The following is a 17,969-nucleotide window of genomic DNA, read 5'->3' on the forward strand; positions in this document are numbered from 1 at the left end:
TTAATTTAATAGATTTGGCTGACTCAGAATACAAACAAACCTATATGAAACTAACTTTACGCATTGCTTTGCTCCTTATTCCGATTTTGGGCTTGGCGCAATTAAAATCACCTTCAGAGTTTTTAGGCTATGAATTAGGCACACAATTTACTAGACACCATGAAGTCGTAGATTACTATCAATATTTGGCAGAAGCCGAACCAAACCGTATGAATCTTATTGAATACGGTAAGACCAACGAACGTAGACCATTGATTTTGGCAACCATTTCTACAGAGGAAAACATGCAAAACCTAAAGCAAATTAGGGAAGAGCATATGAAAGGTTTAAACGGCGAAGGGTCTCCAAATAAAGCTATTGTTTGGCTTAGCTATAACGTACATGGTAATGAAAGCGTAAGTACCGAAGCTTCAATGCAAACAATTTACGACTTGTTCACTAGTAAAAGTGAATATTTAGAAGACATTGTGGTTTTAATAGACCCATGTATCAACCCTGATGGGCGAGATCGTTATGTAAACTGGTATAACCAATTTAAAAACGCTCCCAACCAAGTTGACCCTCAAAGCAAGGAACATCATGAAAATTGGTGGAGCGGTCGTAGCAACCATTATATGTTCGACTTAAACAGAGATTGGGCGTGGTTAACACAAGTAGAAAGTCAGCAACGCTTAAAGCAATTTAATAAATGGCTGCCTCACGTACATGTAGATTTTCATGAGCAAGGAGTTGATAATCCATATTTCTTTGCTCCGGCTGCGGAACCTTTTCATGAGGTAATTACCGATTTTCAAAGAGAATTTCAAGAAACCATTGGAAAGAATCATGCTAAATATTTTGATGAAAACGGATGGTTCTATTTTACAAAAGAAGTATTTGATCTTTTATACCCAAGTTATGGTGACACGTACCCAACCTATAATGGAGGAATAGGTATGACTTACGAACAAGGTGGCAGTGGTCGTGCCGGTTTAGGCATAATTACCAGCATTGGCGATACCCTTACACTAAAAGATAGAATTGCACATCACCACACTACAGGTTTATCTACCGTTGAAGTAGCCGCTAATAACGTTGCTAAACTTAACGACGAATTCAAGAAATTCTATTTGAACAAAGACTACAAGTACAATAGCTATGTTCTAAATGGTAATCCTGATAAAATTGAAGCCTTGGCAGATTTATTGAACAAGCATGAAATTGAATTCCAAGCAGGTACGAACGCAACGGTTAAAGGGTACAACTATAACACAGGTAAAACTGGAACAATAAAAAGTACCGAAAAAAGTTTGGTAATTTCTACCAACCAGCCAAAAAGTACATTGGTTAAAGTTCTATTTGAGCCTTCTGCGAAATTAAGCGATTCGGTTACTTACGATATCACCGCATGGTCTTTACCTTATGCATACGGTTTAGATGCTCTTGCTTCTGAAAGTACTGTCAGTAAAACCTATCCCCCTCACAACGGAACTGAATACGGAGTTTTGATGGAGAATAGCTATGCCTATTTAGCGGACTGGAACAGTATGAAAGATGCCAAATTCTTGGCAGAGCTATTAAGAAACAATGTACGGGTACGTTACGCCCATAAGCCTTTTACCTTAGACGGTATTTCTCATGAACGTGGTACACTGATCATAACCAAAAGTGATAATAAGCATTTAAAAGATTTCAATGACATTCTTAAAAATGCATCGATCAATAATTCTAAAAATGTAATTTCAACCAATACAGGGTTTGTAGAAAGCGGAAAGGATTTTGGCTCTGGTTATGTAGATGTCATTCAAAAATTAAAAATTGCCGTACTTTCTGGAGAACCAACCTCAACCTTACGTTTTGGAGAAATATGGAACTTTTTTGAACAACAATTAGATTACCCCATTTCTGTGCTTGATGAAGGTTATTTTGGGCGTGTAGACCTTTCTAAATATGATATTTTAATATTACCAGATGGCCGTGGTTACAACAGCTTTTTAAATTCTTATACTAAAGAGAAAATAAAAGACTGGGTAAAGCGAGGCGGAAAGTTAATTGCCATGGGTGGTGCCATTGATGGCATTACAGCTAAAGACGAAGATTTTAAACTTTCTGAAAAAGAAATGGAAAAAGATTCTTCTACTACGATCGAGTCTTTTGAAGTTTCTGAAAGAGAACAAATTAAATCTGCTATAACCGGTGCTATTTTTAAAGCAACTGTCGATAATACAAATCCGTTAGCTTATGGTTACGACGACACCTATTTCACATTAAAACTAGGAGCACGTTCTTATAATTACTTAGAAAGTGGTAGCGCAGTGTATTTAAGCAAAGGCAATAACGAACCGGTATCTGGATTCGCAGGTAGCGAAGCAAAGAAAAAAATTGCCGAAACCCTAATTTACGGTACTGAGCAAATGGGTCGTGGTCAGGTTATTTACATGGTAGACAACCCTTTATTTAGAGGTTTCTGGGAAAATGGAAAACTATTTTTTGCAAACGCTTTATTCATGGTTAAATAGAAGATATTATGAAGCAATATAAAGTTGAAACTCTTATTTACTACTCTAAACTTACATTCGATAAGTATCATATCGCAAAATCATCTAACAAAGAAATTCAAGAAAAGTTAGATGCATATGCCAAAGATGGCTGGAGATTAACCTCTACCGATACCTCTAATTTTGGTGCCGCCATGTATATTTATTTATATTTTGAAAAGTAACGCATAGCAAAACCATCACATTTAAATATCCCTAAAACGATTAAATTTGTTTTAGGGATATTCATTTAATTGCACTCCCGTACAGTTGCCAACAAATTCGCTTCTTTTACGTTTAAATAGAAGACCTTAATATTTAAGGCAAAAACCAACGCATATGGCTAACGACCAAGACCAAATAAATGCATTAGTGCAAAAACTTGATATCTTGCTGAAAAAGCAGCAGGATTTCAATATTGAGGTAAATGAATTACGTAGGGATATTCAAATTCTTAGAAACACCCAGTCAATAAAATTCAATGAACCTCTTACCGAGCCAAGTACAGAACATAAAGAAAGTTCTAATAAAGAACTTGCAAATGCCCCAACAACGGATACCATAAAAAAATCAATTTCTTCAATTGCTGAACCTACAATAGCTAAAGAGGAAGCTAAAACTACTATTGAAAAGAACATAATCAAGCCAAAGGGCAAATCCAATCTTGAGAAATTTATTGGTGAAAACCTTATCAATAAAATTGGAATTTTAATTACGGTAATAGGAGTTGTTATAGGTGCTAAATACTCCATTGAAAATAATTTAATTAGTCCGCTTACCAGAATTATACTAGGGTATTTGGTAGGTTTAGGTTTGTTAGGATTCGGATTTAAACTAAAAGCCAAATATGAAAGCTATAGTGCCGTTCTCGTTAGTGGGGCTTTGGCGATATTATATTTTATAACATTTGCAGCTTATGACCTCTATGCACTTTTTCCGCAGTTGGTTGCGTTTGGAATTATGCTCTTATGTACTGTTTTTGGGGTAGTAGCAGCACTCAATTATAATAAATCGGTAATTGCCCATATAGGTTTAGTTGGAGCTTACGCGGTGCCATTTTTATTAAGTAACAATTCTGGAAATGTTACCATCTTGTTCGGTTATATCGCATTGATCAATATTGGAATATTAGTGATATCCCTCAAGAAATATTGGAAATCGCTGTACTATGTTTCTTTCGCATTCACTTGGCTTATTTATAGCTTTTGGTATGTTGAAAATAGTTACTCGTTCAGCGCTCCAAAACTGAATATAGGAGTTACCTTTTTAGCACTCTTTTTTACAATATTTTACGCAACATTCTTGGCGTTCAAACTGATTAAAACCGACAAATTTCAAGTTGGGGATATTGTTTTGATTATGCTGAACTCCTTTATTTTTTATGGTTTTGGAATCGCCTGGCTATACGAGTATGAAGGGGGAGAAAATTACTTAGGTCTTTTTACGGTATTTAATGCATTGATTCATTTTGCAATTACCGTCATTATTTTTAAAAGAAAATTGGCAGACAGAAAGCTGTTCTTCTTAACCGCTGGTTTTGTGCTTACTTTTATCACCATAGCCGTACCCGTACAATTAGACGGTAATTGGGTAACCTTGATCTGGGCCTTTGAAGCCGCACTTCTTTTTTGGATAGGTCGCACTAAAAAGGTAGGCTTTTACGAATACCTTTCGTATATCATGGCCGGGTTGGCATTTTTTAGTCTAACGATGGATTGGGGAGAAAGTTACTCTTGGCGTATGTCGTCGAATGAATGGAGCGTTATTGCAAACACCACTTTTTTAACTTCAATACTATGTGCCTCGGCATTTGGCTTTATGAATTGGATTCAGGTAAAATTTGGTCTGGACCAAAAATCTGTAGTACAAAAAATAATGTCAATCGGTATTCCTGTTTTGTTCTTAAGCACATTATACTTTTCTATATATCTTGAAATAGAACAGTACTGGAGCAATACCTACCAAGCATCAAAAGTTGATATTGATAGCTCGGCTGGTAATTATCCAGAATACAATTATAACATTAAGGATTTTGAATCTATTTGGCTCATATTATATACAATGATATTTATAGGCTCCTTAGGTCTTATCAACAGATTTAAAATAAAAAATAAGACTTTAGGTATTGTTACGATAACCGCAGCACTATTAGCCACATTTATTTTTTTAACGAACGGACTTTATATATTAAGTGAATTACGTGAAAATTATATCTCACAAGAGCTAGCGGAATATTATAACGTAGGAGCTTATAACATATACATCCGCTATATTTCATTTGCCGTTTTTTCATTCTTGCTATTCACTATTTACAAAATAGCACAGAATCAGCAACTAAAAATCAATTACAAAATTCCCTTTGAAATTTTATTGCATATCTCTATCATTTGGGTAACAAGTAGCGAATTGCTCAATTTGATGGATATTGCAGGATCAAATCAATCATACAAATTAGGACTCAGTATTCTTTGGGGCGTATATGCTTTGCTACTTATCGCATTGGGTATTTGGAAAAAGAAGAAATACTTACGTATTGGTGCTATTATTCTTTTCTCACTTACCCTCATTAAGTTGTTCTTCTATGATATTTCTTCATTAAACACTATCTCTAAAACAATCGTATTCGTTTCTCTTGGAATATTATTATTGATTATCTCATTCCTGTATAACAAATACAAAAACATTATTTCAGATGAAACCAAAGAATAGCTTATACATACTTTTTATTTTGATAACCTCTTTCTGTTTTGGACAGATGGATACTTATTCAAAAAAAATAGAATTGAAAGGTATAGATAGTCTATGGCACAATATTGAAATACCGAACATTGTATTTAAAGATGTAAATAGAAACATGAGTGATATTCGTGTGTATGGAATTACTGCTTCCGATACCATTGAAGCACCATATCTTCATAAAGTGTCAAAGGCCAAAAATGCAAATTCTAAAATTTCATTTAACCTATTTAACAGCGTAAATAATGCTAAAGGTTATTTCTATACTTATGAATTACCTAAAAAAGAAACTATCAATGAGATTTTCTTAAACATTGAGGATCCAAACTTTAATTGGATGGTTACATTAGAAGGAAGTCAATACTTAAAACAGTGGTTTACCATTTTAGAAGATTATCGTATTCTGTCCATTAATAATGACCAAACCGACTATTCGTTTACCACATTAAAATTCCCTGATACCAATTATAAATATTACAGGGTATTGATTAAAAGCACTGAAAAACCGAATCTCACATCAGTAAACATTTTAAAAAAAGCAAATAAGGCCGCAACCTATAGAGATTATGGTGTACGCGATTTTAGTATATCCAAAGAAGACAAAAAGACCATTATAGATATAGATTTAGAAAATCGAGTACCTATAAACTTGTTAGAATTAACCGTAAATAATAAAATTGATTATTACAGACCTATCTCCATTCAGTATATGGCAGACAGTGTAAAGACCGATAAAGGTTACTTTTATAATTACAAACCTTTAGCGACAAAGACCCTTTCTTCAAGGGAAGAAGCTTGCTTTCAATTACCTGGTACACTTGCCCAGAAGCTACGTGTAATCATCTTAAATAATGACAATCAACCCCTAAAAATTTCCGATGTAAAACTGAAGGGCTATATACATACGTTGACAACACGTATTACAGAACCGGCTAGTTATTTTCTAGTATACGATAAACCAAATGCCAATTTCCCCGATTACGATATCTCAAAAACCACAATTTCATTACCTAAACATATCACTAAGTTAGATTTTGGAAATGTAGTTGAAATACCTCAACCCCAAATCGAAAATACTAGCCCTCTATTTGAAAACAAATGGTGGTTGTGGGTTATTATCGCCATTGTTATTGCAACTTTAGGATACTTTACTATCGGTATGATGAAAAAAGAACTTTAATAAAAAGTTATACCGGTTCACCGTATAAATCAAAATCTGCGGCTTCTGTAATCTTTACATTTACAAACTCCCCTTGCTTTACATAATGCTTTGTAGCATCTATTAGAACCTCATTATCAACATCGGGCGAATCAAATTCAGTTCTTCCAATAAAGTAATTGCCCTCTTTACGATCAATTATACACCTAAACGTTTCTCCTACTTTATGTTGGTTTAATTCCCAAGAAATTTGGGACTGAATTTCCATGATGATATTTGCACGCTCTTGTTTCACCTCTTCAGGTACATCGTCGACCAAGGTATAGGCATGTGTATTTTCTTCATGACTGTATGTAAAACATCCCAAACGCTCAAAACGCATTGCTATTACCCAGTTCTTAAGAATTTCGAAATCTTCTTCAGTTTCACCAGGGTATCCAACAATCAATGTTGTTCTTATCGTCATTTCTGGTACAGCGGCCCTAAACTCTTTAATTAGTTTGGTCGTTTTAGCTTCTGTAGTACCACGTCGCATACTTTTTAATATTCTGTCGGATATATGTTGTAGCGGAATATCTAAATAGTTACAAACCTTTGGCTCCTTGTTCATAACATCCAATACATCCATTGGGAAACCTGTTGGAAATGCATAATGTAAACGAATCCATTCAATACCCTCCACTTTTACCAAAGCTTCTAAAAGCTCGGCAAGATTTCTTTTCTTATAAAGATCTAAACCATAATATGTAAGATCTTGGGCAATTAAAATTAATTCTTTAACCCCTTTACCGGCAAGTTTTTCTGCCTCGGTAACCAATTCTTCAATCGGAGTACTCTTATGCTTACCTCTCATTAAAGGAATTGCACAGAATGAACACGGTCTATCACAACCTTCGGCAATTTTTAAGTAAGCATAATTTTTTGGTGTAGTGGTCAATCGCTCCCCTATCAACTCATGCTTATAATCTGCTCCCAAAGCTTTTAAAAGTCCGGGCAATTCACTTGTACCAAAATATTCGTCTACATTAGGAATCTCCTTTTGCAGATCTGGCTTATAACGCTCACTTAAACAACCGGTAACAAAAACCTTATCTACCGCTCCTACTTCTTTCTTTTGAACATATTCTAAAATGGTATTAACACTCTCTTCTTTTGCATTTGCAATAAAGCCACATGTATTAATTACTACGATGTTTCCTTCTTCTTCATGCACAACTTCTTTGTCATTTGCCTTCAACTGGCCCATGAGTACTTCAGAATCATAAACATTCTTTGAACAACCTAGTGTTACTACGTTGATTTTGTTCTTCTTAAGGGATTTTGTCCTCATAATATAAATTGGGGTGCAAAAATACGATTTGGGTATTTAAAAACGTTAGATATGGACAAATTTACTTGTAATCTTTAATGGATTGCGGTTTATCAATACCCAAATCTTAAATTAATCATGAAATTCTCCCAATATTTCAGCCTAATAATACTTTCTACAATTTTAGTTTCATGTTCGAGCGATTCTGAACCTTCATCAGAAACTGATAAAAGTGAAACACCACCGGCAGTATCACCGATACCCACCGAAACTTATTTCCCTCCTATTTCAAGAACTGACGAATGGAAAACACTAACTATGGAAAGTTTAGGTTGGAACGAAGATGAAGTTAGCAATTTGTACTTCTTTTTGGAAAATAATAACACCGATGCCTTTATCATTTTAAAAGATGGCAGAATTGTAATTGAAAAATATTTTGGTGATTTTAAGTCAGATGACAATCATGCATGGAATTCTGCAGGAAAAAATTTGACATCTATGTTAACGGGTATTGCTCAAGAGGAAAATTATTTGAATATTACCGACCCTACTTCTTCTTATTTAGGTGAAGGATGGTCTACTATGCCCATTGAACAAGAATTGAATATTACTATTGAAAATCAGTTGACGATGACAACTGGTTTGGATTATACGGTTGATGATATTTTTTGCACTGATCCAGAGTGTCTAACATACCTAAATGACCCTAGTACATTTTGGTACTATCATAACGGACCATATACATTATTAGATGATGTAATTGCAAATGCTACCGAAACAGATTTTAACGCTTACTTTTCTGAAAAAATCAAAGAACCAATTGGTATGCAAGGCTTGTTCATAAAAATTGGTTACAATAATGTATTTTTTAGTACTGCAAGAAGTATGGCACGCTTTGGCATTCTTAATTTGAACGAAGGTAATTGGAATGGAACATCAATTCTTTCTGACCAAAGTTATTTTAACGCCATGACCAATACCTCTCAAAATCTTAATCCGGCATACGGATACCTTTATTGGTTAAACGGAAAGAACACTTATAGACTACCAAGTTCTGAAACAGAATACACAGGTAGCCTTATACCAAATGCCCCGGATGACCTTTATGCCGGACTTGGATTAAACGACCAAAAACTTTACATGGTGCCCAGTCTAGATTTGGTTGTTGTTCGAATGGGCGGAGCCAGTAATGAAGAACTTTTAGGACCTTCAAGTTTTGATAACGAATTATGGGAGTTAATTAATATTATTATAGAATAACCATACTTTTTCACTTACAAATTGGTTTCTTCTTTAGACTTAGCAATTACTATGCTTATTTTTGTATAAAATTACAGGATGGATTTTAGAAGCATCGCAGAGAATAGGTATACAACTAAAAAGTTTGATGCTACAAAGCGAATTTCGCAAAAGCAAATTGAAGATTTAAAACAAATTTTAAAATTAAGTCCTTCTTCTATAAACAGTCAACCTTGGCTGTTTACATTTGTTTCAAATAAAGAAACGAAAGATGCATTGGCAGATGCCTCTTTTTTCAATGCTCCTAAAATTAAGGATGCCAGTCATCTTATAGTATTTAGTGTTCAAGAAAATCTAGAAGAATTTGAACGTCATGTAGAAGCAAATTTACCCCAAGGTTCAGTTAATTTTTACCGACAATTCATTAAAGAACAACCTAAAGAAAAAACCATTACTTGGCTAACACACCAAGTATACATAACGCTGGGATTCTTTTTAGCTGCTTGTGCATCTATGGAAATAGATTCTACACCTATGGAAGGTATTGAACCTGAAAAGTATAAGGACATTCTAAAAATTAAAGACCACAAAGTTCTATTTTCTGTCGCCATTGGGTACCGAGACAATGAAGATAGCAATCAACCTAGTTTAATTGGAAAATCTAGATTACCTATTGATACTATAATTCAATCCATTGACTAGTAAAAGTTAATTACACCTCTTTCGTTAGCTCAAATAATGTAATTTCCGGTCTTACATTTAAACGTACCTGACGTAGGCACCCTAAAGCACTATTAATATAAAGTGTTCTTCCCTCATCCAATTTCTTAATACCTGCATCGTAATTTTTATTTTTTACAGGCAGTAACGGGGCAGGTAAAAAAGGAGGCTTAACTTGTCCGCCATGTGTATGTCCAGACAGTATCCACCCTTCAAAATTGTTCCATACGGGAAGATCGCAAACATCCGGATTATGACATAAGGTTATGTTTGCCATCTCTGGCTTATACTGTTCAGTAGCTTTCAAGGGATAAAAATTACTTCCCCAAAAATCATCCATCCCTAAAAAATTAAGTCCGTGTATTTCTACTGCATCGTTTCTTAGCATGGTAACCCCAACATCTTCCAAACATTCGGTAATTATCTTAGCCACAGGCTCTTCAACAAAGTCAATACCGTAATCATGATTTCCAAGAATACCTACAGTACCCAGAGTACCCTTAACCACATATTGCAGCACCTCTTTTAACTGAACGATCTGCTCATCATTTTCATACGTTACATAGTCACCAGTATACACTACAAAATCTGGATTCAACTTTTGTGCTTCTTGAAACGATTCTATAATATATTGATAGTCGAAAGCATTACCTATATGAACATCACTGATCTGCATTAATGTTTTACCTACTAGAGCATCTGGCAAATTTTTCAAAGGCATTTTAATCTGAACAAACCTCAACCAAAAAGGTTCTATTTGCCAACTATATAAACCGACCAATAAACCGAATCCTGCACCCCAACGAAAAGTTCTTTTTATAAAACCTCTTCTTTTCATACTACAAGATTACTTTAGTTTGCATAGTCTTCGGGCATAACCCTATTCGGAAATTTTTCCTCATATGCCTTACCTATTCTCAATAATTTGGCTTCTGAGAATTGCTTTCCTATAAAGGTAAGACTAATTGGCTCTCCAGATAATTTATATCCCATAGGTATGGTAAGTGCTGGATATTTGGCGACCGCGGCATAACCTGCATGATAATTATTTATGGACAATACGGCATCTAGTTTATGCTTGTCCATTGCTGTATCAAAGAAAGCACGGCCATTTTTTTCTAGATTTGACTTTATTTCATTCAGCTCTGCTGCAGTCGTAGTATCTGAAAGTATTCCATTGAACAAGGCTTGACCGTACGGAATTCTAATTAATGAATCTGCAGAGTTAAATGCCACTGCATCCTCAATTGATGCAATCTTTACAAAATTAGTATCTGTATTCTGCTTCAAATACACCGGTAAATCGTTGAGCATATCAATATTTAGAATACTCAAGAATCCTTCCATACGAACCTCAGGTGGCACTATTTCTATTATGGTAGCACCTTGTTCTTGAAGGCTTTTTACGGTATTTCTATAAATACTATCGGAATCTATAAGCTCCTTAATAGCTCCTAATCTTATTTCATTAAAAGGTTCTGGATGTAAACCAGCGGATAAAATACCCGGGTAGTTTTCTTTCAATGAAGCATTATCAAATTCATCATAACCCAACATAGCCGACAGTAGTATTGCATTGTCCTTTACATTTTTAGTCATAGGTCCCGGTGTATCTAAAGTACTCGATATCGGTACAATCCCCGATCTACTCAACAGCCCTATGGTAGGCTTTAAGCCCACAACCGAATTCTGGCTGCTAGGTGATAAAATAGACCCTGATGTTTCCGTACCAACTGCCGCAACCGCATAATTAGCCGTAACCGCCGTACCACTGCCAGAACTGGAACCACCTGTCTCAAAAATTCTTCGACCATATGGATTAAGTGTCTGCCCACCATACGCACTATAACCTACCGGGCATCCTGAACATAAAAAATATGCCCATTCGCTTAAATTCACTTTGCCCAATATTAAGGCTCCATTCTTTTTTAGCTGCTGTACTATAAATGAATCTTCAGTTTTATTATCCTTTAGAGCAATTGACCCTGCTGTTGTTTTCATGCCCATAGCATTTATATTATCTTTCAATAATATTGGCATTCCATAAATTGGATGTTGCATTTGCGTAGCTACACCCATTTCATTTTGCTCATCCAATACACGTGCTTGCTTCAACACCTCTTTATTTAGGGCAATTACGGTATTTAAGGTGGTAGAATTATTGAGTTCATACTTATAAATACGATATAAATAAAACAATACCAGATTCTCATAAGTTAGCCTACCTTCTTTGATATGATTTCTAATAACAAAGATATCTTGCTCCAAAATCATTGGTAGCAATTTCTGATATTCAGATTCGGTCATTTTAGAAACTTCATCATATAACGGTCTAAAAACTTCATTTTTATCAAGTACTTTAGATTGAATCAATTTGTACCGCATACGACTATTACTATGGTCAGCATTACCTGCTACTTCCAAGGAATCGTTATAGGAAGTCCAAAGAATAACTTCATCTTTCTTTTTTACATCTTGATCGGTCTTACAAGCACCCAACATTACAAGTGCCAATAACAAAAGAAGCTTTTTCATAACCCTAGTTTTTAATTGTTATAGTTGTTATCCAACGATCAATATTATTTTTGTTTAGACGTACAAATTCATCTTTACCCTCCTTCTCCGCTAACTTCATAGAAATTTTAGCCGCACGTATTGCTTCTTCATAATTTTTTAAATCCGCTAAAATTAAAGAACGAACTCTATGAAAGTAATATGTATCTCCACCTAATTCAATAGCTTTATCAACGAACGTTAATGCCTCTGCACGGTTTATATTCTGCTCTTGATAATATCTAGCAATCTCATAATATGTTTGTGCCGTAGGGGAAGTTGAAAGTTTTTCAGCTATTTGAACGGCCATAATTGCTTTGGTATCAAAATGAATGGGAATAGAAATTTGAGTAGTACCCCAGTTCCATTTCATATATGTTCCGTTATGGTCTATATCATCGAACGATATCATAAAACTTTCTTGAAAACCAGATATTGTTGAAGGTTCAACAGTAATTCGAAGTGCATCTTCGTCTGCATTATAATTATCCCTACCATCTCCCCAATGCGAGGTGTTTTTATGAAATACAATTACCCATAACTTCTCTTCTGGAAACGCATAAAGCGCATAAGTACCTTTTGCTAAGGGATACCCACCAACCAATACATCGTTACTAAATGTAATTTTGGTAGATTCGTTTGCACCAACGCGCCAAATACGACCATAAGGCACTAAGCCAGGTTCTCCATTGGGTAGATTACCGAACAATGTACGACCTTTTGCAGATGGTCTTGAATACTCAACCGTTATTTTTGAAAGCCCTACATCTTGCTCTAACTTAGAAAAAGGACTAGCTTTTGGGTGCAGCATTTGCCCCCAACTCAAACTACATATAAAAAAAGAAAGTATGCAGTATAAATATCTCAACTTTAGATTTTAAAGAATGAATCTACAAACTCGTGTTTATTAAACGCCTGTAAATCTTCAATACCTTCACCTACACCTATATACTTTACCGGAATTTTAAATTGATCGGAAATACCGATTACCACACCACCTTTTGCCGTACCATCTAATTTGGTAATCGCCAAAGCTGTTACCTCAGTGGCTTTAGTAAACTGTTTAGCTTGTTCAAAGGCATTTTGACCGGTAGAACCATCTAAAACCAATAATACCTCATGCGGAGTTTCTTCCACTACTTTTTGCATAACACGTTTAACCTTGGTCAATTCGTTCATTAGATTCACCTTGTTATGCAAACGCCCAGCAGTATCTATAATTACAACGTCTGCATCTTGAGTTACGGCAGAACTAAGGGTATCAAAGGCGACAGAAGCTGGATCACTGCCCATTTGTTGTTTTACAATAGGAACATCTACGCGGTCTGCCCAAACCTGCAATTGATCAATTGCTGCAGCTCTAAAAGTATCTGCTGCACCAAGAACAACTTTTAATCCTTGATTTTTGAAACGATGTGCCAACTTACCAATAGTAGTAGTCTTACCTACACCGTTTACCCCTACAACCATAATTACATACGGCTTTTTATCTTTTGGTATTTGAATATCGGAAACATCACCATCATTGGTTTCAGATAAAAGCCCTGCAATTTCAGCTCTTAGAATTGCATTTAATTCATCTGTACCAACATATTTATCACGTGCTACCCTAGCTTCTATTCTTTCTATAATCTTTAAAGTAGTATCTACACCTACATCTGAAGACACCAGTACTTCTTCAAGATTATCCAATACATCATCATCTACTTTTGACTTACCGGCTACCGCTTTACCTAATTTAGAAAAAAAGCTGGTTTTGGTTTTTTCCAAACCTTTATCCAAGGTTTCTTTTTTCTGGGAAGAAAATATTTTTTTAAATAAGCTCATTGTTCATCAAATAGTTGTTCAAATATAAAAATTAAAAAGCCCCTTTCGTAGGAAAGGGGCTCAATAACTACTAAAAGTTATAATTCTTATTTCTTAGCTATCCAAGCATCTACCAATTCTGGTGGCATTACTTGCTCAACAAAAACGTAAGCACCCGATTTTGGTGACTTAACCATTTTTATAGCTTTTGTCAATCTTTTAGAACTTGTCTGTAAACTTGCTACGGTCTTCTTAGCCATGACTTATATTTTTTTGTGATCCTCTAAAATGAAAATCTATTTAATTTCTTTATGAACGGTCATTCTCTTAAGAATAGGATTGAATTTTTTAATTTCCAATCTCTCAGGAGTATTCTTCTTGTTCTTAGTAGTGATGTATCTTGAAGTACCTGGTTGACCAGATTCTTTGTGCTCAGTACACTCTAATATAACTTGTATTCTATTGCCTTTCTTTGCCATCTTAACGCTCTATTTTCCAGATTACTTAATTACGAATCCTTTTGCTTTTGCTTCTTTTAAAACAGCAGATATACCTTTCTTATTGATACTCTTTAAAGCTCTTGTAGAAACTTTAAGTGTTATCCAACGGTCTTCTTCTGGAATGTAAAAACGCTTCTTAGAAAGATTTACATCAAATCTTCTTCTTGTCTTATTAATTGAAAACGAAACATTGTTTCCAAACATCGCCTTCTTTCCCGTAATTTCACAAACTTTTGACATCGTGCTGACTTTTTCTTTTAAACAGGGTGCAAATTTATATCTTTTTTATCGTTCCAACAACAATAAAGTTCACATTTTTAAAATTTCTTTTTGAAGCAGCTCAAATGCCTTATTTACAGACTTTTCCACAACGCGTTCTCTTGTGCTTCCCATTTGAAATTCTTGTACAAATTGTGATGTTGGTCCTTCCACTGCAATAAATACCGTTCCCACCTCTGCATTTGAGTCTCCTTTTGTTGGTCCGGCATTACCAGTAGTTGCAATTGCGAAATCGGTTTTCATTAGTTTTTTGGCTCCTTTTGCCATTGCGGTCGCAACTTCTGCACTTACGACTGAATGTTTATCGACCAATTCTGCCGGAACTTTTAATACATTTATTTTGGCTTCTGTAGCATAACTGACCACACTCCCCTTAAAATAGCCAGATGCCCCAGGTAACGAAGTTAGTTTCTCTGCGATCATACCACCTGTAAAACTTTCAGCCGTAGAAAGCGTCAAATTTTTATCGATCAACAATTTAGCTACTATTTCTTCTAGACTTTGATCATCTTCTAAACCATATACAATATCCTCAATCAACGGAAACAGCTTTTCGCTCTGTAGATTCATTGCGGTGACCAACTCGTCATAGTCGACCGATTTACCAGATAAACGAAGCCTAACTTTACCTAAACTGGGTAAATATGCCAACTTTATATTAGAAGGCAATGCATTTTCCCATGCTTCTATTCGTTTTGCAATAGCACTTTCACCCATACCATAGGTTACAATTGTTCTATGCATTATATGTGGTCGCTTGTAATAGTTTACCAACTTGGGTATTACCGATGATTTCAATAAATACTTCATCTCAAAAGGTACTCCCGGCAACGACACAAATGTTACCTCTCCTTTTCTCATCAACATACCGGGTGCGGTACCGTTGGCATTATGCAAAACCTCGGCCTTACTAGGCACCAAAGCTTGCATTCTATTAATATCGGAAATTGGTGTATTACTTATATATTTTGCAAAAAGCTCTTCAACATGCGCCAAAACTTGTTTGTTCTCAATAAGTTCATCATTGAAAAACTCACATAATGTATGTTTGGTGATATCATCTTTTGTTGGACCAAGTCCACCGGTGATTATTACAACATCCACACGCTCAGATGCTTCTTTAAATGCGTTCAACATATGAACACGCTCATCTTGTATCGATGTTATTTGATATACCGAAATACCAATTTTATTAAGCTCTTTTCCTATAAATGCCGAATTGGTATCAATAACTTGACCAATGAGAATCTCATCGCCAATAGTAATAATTTCTGCAAGCATTATAAATGGAAGTCATTTTTTAATTCTGCCACAACTTGATTGATGTCGGTCTTTAGCAAAGGAAACTTTGTTTCTATCTCTGTCATATTTGCCTCTTGCTTACCTAATGTCTCAATTTCTAAAGCTATAGCTCGTGTTTGCTCCATACCCAATAAATCTACATTAGGTTTAATTTTATGGGCAAGTTTGTATACTTGGTCGTGGTCTTTGGCTTGCAATGCATTTTCTAAGGCTTCTAAATCCTCGGGTACTTCTTCCAAAAAAACAGAAATAACAGAATTTATAAAATCCTGATCTCCTTCTGCCATCTCATTAATCTTATCAAGGTTATAAATCATTATTTAATTTTTAAGGTAAAAAGTTCTTTATCTTCCAAACTCCCCGAAAGATAGTCATTTGGACTTATTTTGCCAACACCGGCAGGAGTTCCTGTAAAAATAATATCGCCTTTTTTCAACATAAAGAATGTTGAAACATAGGCAATAATTTCATCAATCTTCCAAAGCATTAAACTAGTATTACCTTCTTGAACTATCTCATTATTTTTTACCAACTTAAAATTCAAGTCATTAATATCTTTAAAATCCTTTTTTGGTAACCACTCACCTATAACGGCAGCGCCATCAAAACCTTTAGCTTTTTCCCAAGGCAAACCTTTTTCCTTTAGTTTAGATTGTAAATCTCTTGCCGTAAAATCAATACCCAACCCAACTTCATCGTAGTATGTTGGAGCAAACTCTTTACTGATATGCTTCCCTACTTTCTTTATTTTCACCAAAACCTCAACTTCATAATGCACATCATTTGAAAATTCTGGAATATAAAAATCCTGTTGTTTTGGCAATACCGATGAATCTGGTTTTATAAAAACAACCGGTTCTTCTGGTTTTTCATTTTCAAGTTCATTAATATGTGCAGTATAATTTCTGCCTATGCATATAATCTTCATATCAATTTATCTTTTCTTAGACAATTTTAAACTTACCGCCGGTATTAAATTCTCATTGTTACCTGGAGCTTTAATCGCAAAATCACTCCATTCCCCCATACCATAAACCATTGTTTTAAAATTTTGGTTCTTTTGATATACTGCAGCAAATGTAGGCGCAAACCTATCTTCAATCACTTTTTTATTCGTAATAGCATGTTTGTAGGTATTTGTATACCAATTATATGGTAAAAACAACCACTCTAAACCAATATAGACTCCTTCATTTGGCATTTTAATATTCATACTAGAGAGATCAATTGAAACAAAATCCTCTGTTGCAGAACTCTCTAAAATAATACTTTTGCGAATTAGATCGTGGGTTGGTTTTCGTGTTTCCTTATCCACATCATATACACGTAGCCTAAACTTGGACGATGCTCTTTTAAATTTACTATTCTGCTGAACATGTATGGTTATTTTCTCTATAAATTTTTTGGCCGCACCCAGATTAGGAAAATACAATGCCAACACCCAAGGTGTCTCAGCCGATGAAAATCCACTTTTTATACTATAAGAACTTACCGGGTTCAATACCTGTGAGTCTCCTAAGCTTTGTGACACAACTACTTCCTCTAGTTCAAAAGTTTCTTCTTTAAGATGTATTTTTTTCTTTTGAGAAATAATCTTAGCTGGTACAATAGTGTCTTTAAAACCTAGTGCAGAAATATGTACTTGCCGTTCTAAATAAGATTCTGGAACATCAATATAAAAATACCCCTCTTCATCACTAGATGTTCCCTTTAGGGTTTTTAAAAAACTAACATTAGCATAAGGTACTGGGGTTTTTGATTTTTCGTCCAATACATGTCCTTCAACCAACACCTCTTGAGCGTGACCAGCACAAAAGACAAATAAAAAAATTACGACAAGGGTACGCATA

Annotated in this window: 18 protein-coding genes; 6 read left to right on the forward strand and 12 right to left on the reverse strand. The window is 35.0% G+C overall.

The genetic code is table 11. The features are described 5' to 3' along the window. Positions 1-44 precede the first annotated feature (44 nt). The 4 genes from DCS95_RS05995 to DCS95_RS06010 all read left to right on the forward strand — a co-directional run bounded on the left by DCS95_RS05995 (position 45) and on the right by DCS95_RS06010 (position 6,432). Positions 45-2,498: a M14 family metallopeptidase gene (locus tag DCS95_RS05995; RefSeq protein ID WP_116769871.1), complete on the forward strand. Its 2,454-nt coding sequence runs from the start codon at positions 45-47 to the stop codon at positions 2,496-2,498. 8 nt (positions 2,499-2,506) lie between these two features. After that, the gene (locus DCS95_RS06000) at positions 2,507-2,701 is read left to right on the forward strand and encodes a DUF4177 domain-containing protein (RefSeq protein ID WP_116769872.1); all 195 of its coding nucleotides are present in this window, start codon (positions 2,507-2,509) and stop codon (positions 2,699-2,701) included. 154 nt (positions 2,702-2,855) lie between these two features. After that, on the forward strand, positions 2,856-5,225 hold the full coding sequence (locus tag DCS95_RS06005) for a DUF2339 domain-containing protein (RefSeq protein ID WP_116769873.1): 2,370 nt from the start codon (positions 2,856-2,858) through the stop codon (positions 5,223-5,225). Next, on the forward strand, positions 5,209-6,432 hold the full coding sequence (locus tag DCS95_RS06010) for a DUF3999 family protein (RefSeq protein WP_116769874.1): 1,224 nt from the start codon (positions 5,209-5,211) through the stop codon (positions 6,430-6,432). The genes DCS95_RS06005 and DCS95_RS06010 overlap by 17 nt, the downstream gene beginning before the upstream one ends. Before the next feature lie 7 nt (positions 6,433-6,439). On the opposite strand, the gene rimO is transcribed toward DCS95_RS06010, so the two are convergent. Continuing rightward, the gene (gene rimO, locus DCS95_RS06015; protein WP_116769875.1) at positions 6,440-7,741 is read right to left on the reverse strand and encodes a 30S ribosomal protein S12 methylthiotransferase RimO; all 1,302 of its coding nucleotides are present in this window, start codon (positions 7,739-7,741) and stop codon (positions 6,440-6,442) included. A 117-nt stretch (positions 7,742-7,858) separates the two neighbouring features. Between rimO and DCS95_RS06020 the strand changes: the two genes are divergently transcribed. Together DCS95_RS06020 and DCS95_RS06025 are read left to right on the forward strand one after the other, a co-directional pair. After that, positions 7,859-8,980, forward strand: coding sequence for a serine hydrolase domain-containing protein (locus DCS95_RS06020; RefSeq protein WP_116769876.1), 1,122 nt, complete (start codon positions 7,859-7,861; stop codon positions 8,978-8,980). 78 nt (positions 8,981-9,058) lie between these two features. Further along, positions 9,059-9,661 carry a nitroreductase family protein gene (locus tag DCS95_RS06025; RefSeq protein ID WP_116769877.1) on the forward strand — a complete coding sequence of 201 codons (603 nt, stop codon included), beginning with the start codon at positions 9,059-9,061 and terminating at the stop codon, positions 9,659-9,661. A gap of 10 nt (positions 9,662-9,671) precedes the next feature. Here the strand turns inward: DCS95_RS06025 and DCS95_RS06030 are convergent, their stop codons facing one another. The 11 genes from DCS95_RS06030 to DCS95_RS06080 all read right to left on the reverse strand — a co-directional run bounded on the left by DCS95_RS06030 (position 9,672) and on the right by DCS95_RS06080 (position 17,968). Beyond that, the gene (locus DCS95_RS06030; protein ID WP_116769878.1) at positions 9,672-10,517 is read right to left on the reverse strand and encodes a metallophosphoesterase; all 846 of its coding nucleotides are present in this window, start codon (positions 10,515-10,517) and stop codon (positions 9,672-9,674) included. Positions 10,518-10,531: 14 nt separating this feature from the next. After that, positions 10,532-12,214: an amidase family protein gene (locus tag DCS95_RS06035; RefSeq protein ID WP_116769879.1), complete on the reverse strand. Its 1,683-nt coding sequence runs from the start codon at positions 12,212-12,214 to the stop codon at positions 10,532-10,534. A gap of 4 nt (positions 12,215-12,218) precedes the next feature. Next, positions 12,219-13,043 (reverse strand): DUF2911 domain-containing protein, encoded by an 825-nt coding sequence (locus tag DCS95_RS06040; protein WP_116769880.1) that lies wholly within the window; start codon positions 13,041-13,043, stop codon positions 12,219-12,221. 59 nt (positions 13,044-13,102) lie between these two features. Next, entirely contained in the window at positions 13,103-14,059 is a 957-nt protein-coding gene (ftsY, locus tag DCS95_RS06045) for a signal recognition particle-docking protein FtsY (protein WP_116769881.1), read from the reverse strand. A gap of 86 nt (positions 14,060-14,145) precedes the next feature. Next, a complete protein-coding gene (locus DCS95_RS06050; protein WP_071340023.1) occupies positions 14,146-14,298 on the reverse strand; it encodes a DUF4295 domain-containing protein in 153 nt (50 codons plus the stop codon). A gap of 36 nt (positions 14,299-14,334) precedes the next feature. Beyond that, entirely contained in the window at positions 14,335-14,517 is a 183-nt protein-coding gene (gene rpmG / locus DCS95_RS06055; protein WP_058105695.1) for a 50S ribosomal protein L33, read from the reverse strand. 21 nt (positions 14,518-14,538) lie between these two features. Next, the gene (rpmB, locus tag DCS95_RS06060) at positions 14,539-14,778 is read right to left on the reverse strand and encodes a 50S ribosomal protein L28 (protein ID WP_036155860.1); all 240 of its coding nucleotides are present in this window, start codon (positions 14,776-14,778) and stop codon (positions 14,539-14,541) included. Positions 14,779-14,847: 69 nt separating this feature from the next. Further along, positions 14,848-16,098 carry a competence/damage-inducible protein A gene (locus DCS95_RS06065; RefSeq protein WP_116769882.1) on the reverse strand — a complete coding sequence of 417 codons (1,251 nt, stop codon included), beginning with the start codon at positions 16,096-16,098 and terminating at the stop codon, positions 14,848-14,850. After that, complete coding sequence (locus DCS95_RS06070; RefSeq protein ID WP_116769883.1) at positions 16,098-16,436, reverse strand: Hpt domain-containing protein; 339 nt, start codon at positions 16,434-16,436, stop codon at positions 16,098-16,100. The genes DCS95_RS06065 and DCS95_RS06070 overlap by 1 nt, the downstream gene beginning before the upstream one ends. Next, the gene (locus DCS95_RS06075) at positions 16,436-17,047 is read right to left on the reverse strand and encodes a fumarylacetoacetate hydrolase family protein (protein ID WP_116769884.1); all 612 of its coding nucleotides are present in this window, start codon (positions 17,045-17,047) and stop codon (positions 16,436-16,438) included. The genes DCS95_RS06070 and DCS95_RS06075 overlap by 1 nt, the downstream gene beginning before the upstream one ends. A 6-nt stretch (positions 17,048-17,053) precedes the next feature. Then, positions 17,054-17,968, reverse strand: coding sequence for a carboxypeptidase-like regulatory domain-containing protein (locus tag DCS95_RS06080; protein ID WP_116769885.1), 915 nt, complete (start codon positions 17,966-17,968; stop codon positions 17,054-17,056). Position 17,969 lies beyond the last annotated feature (1 nt).

It is taken from the genome of Maribacter litoralis (assembly GCF_003075045.1).
Lineage (GTDB): Bacteria > Bacteroidota > Bacteroidia > Flavobacteriales > Flavobacteriaceae > Maribacter > Maribacter litoralis.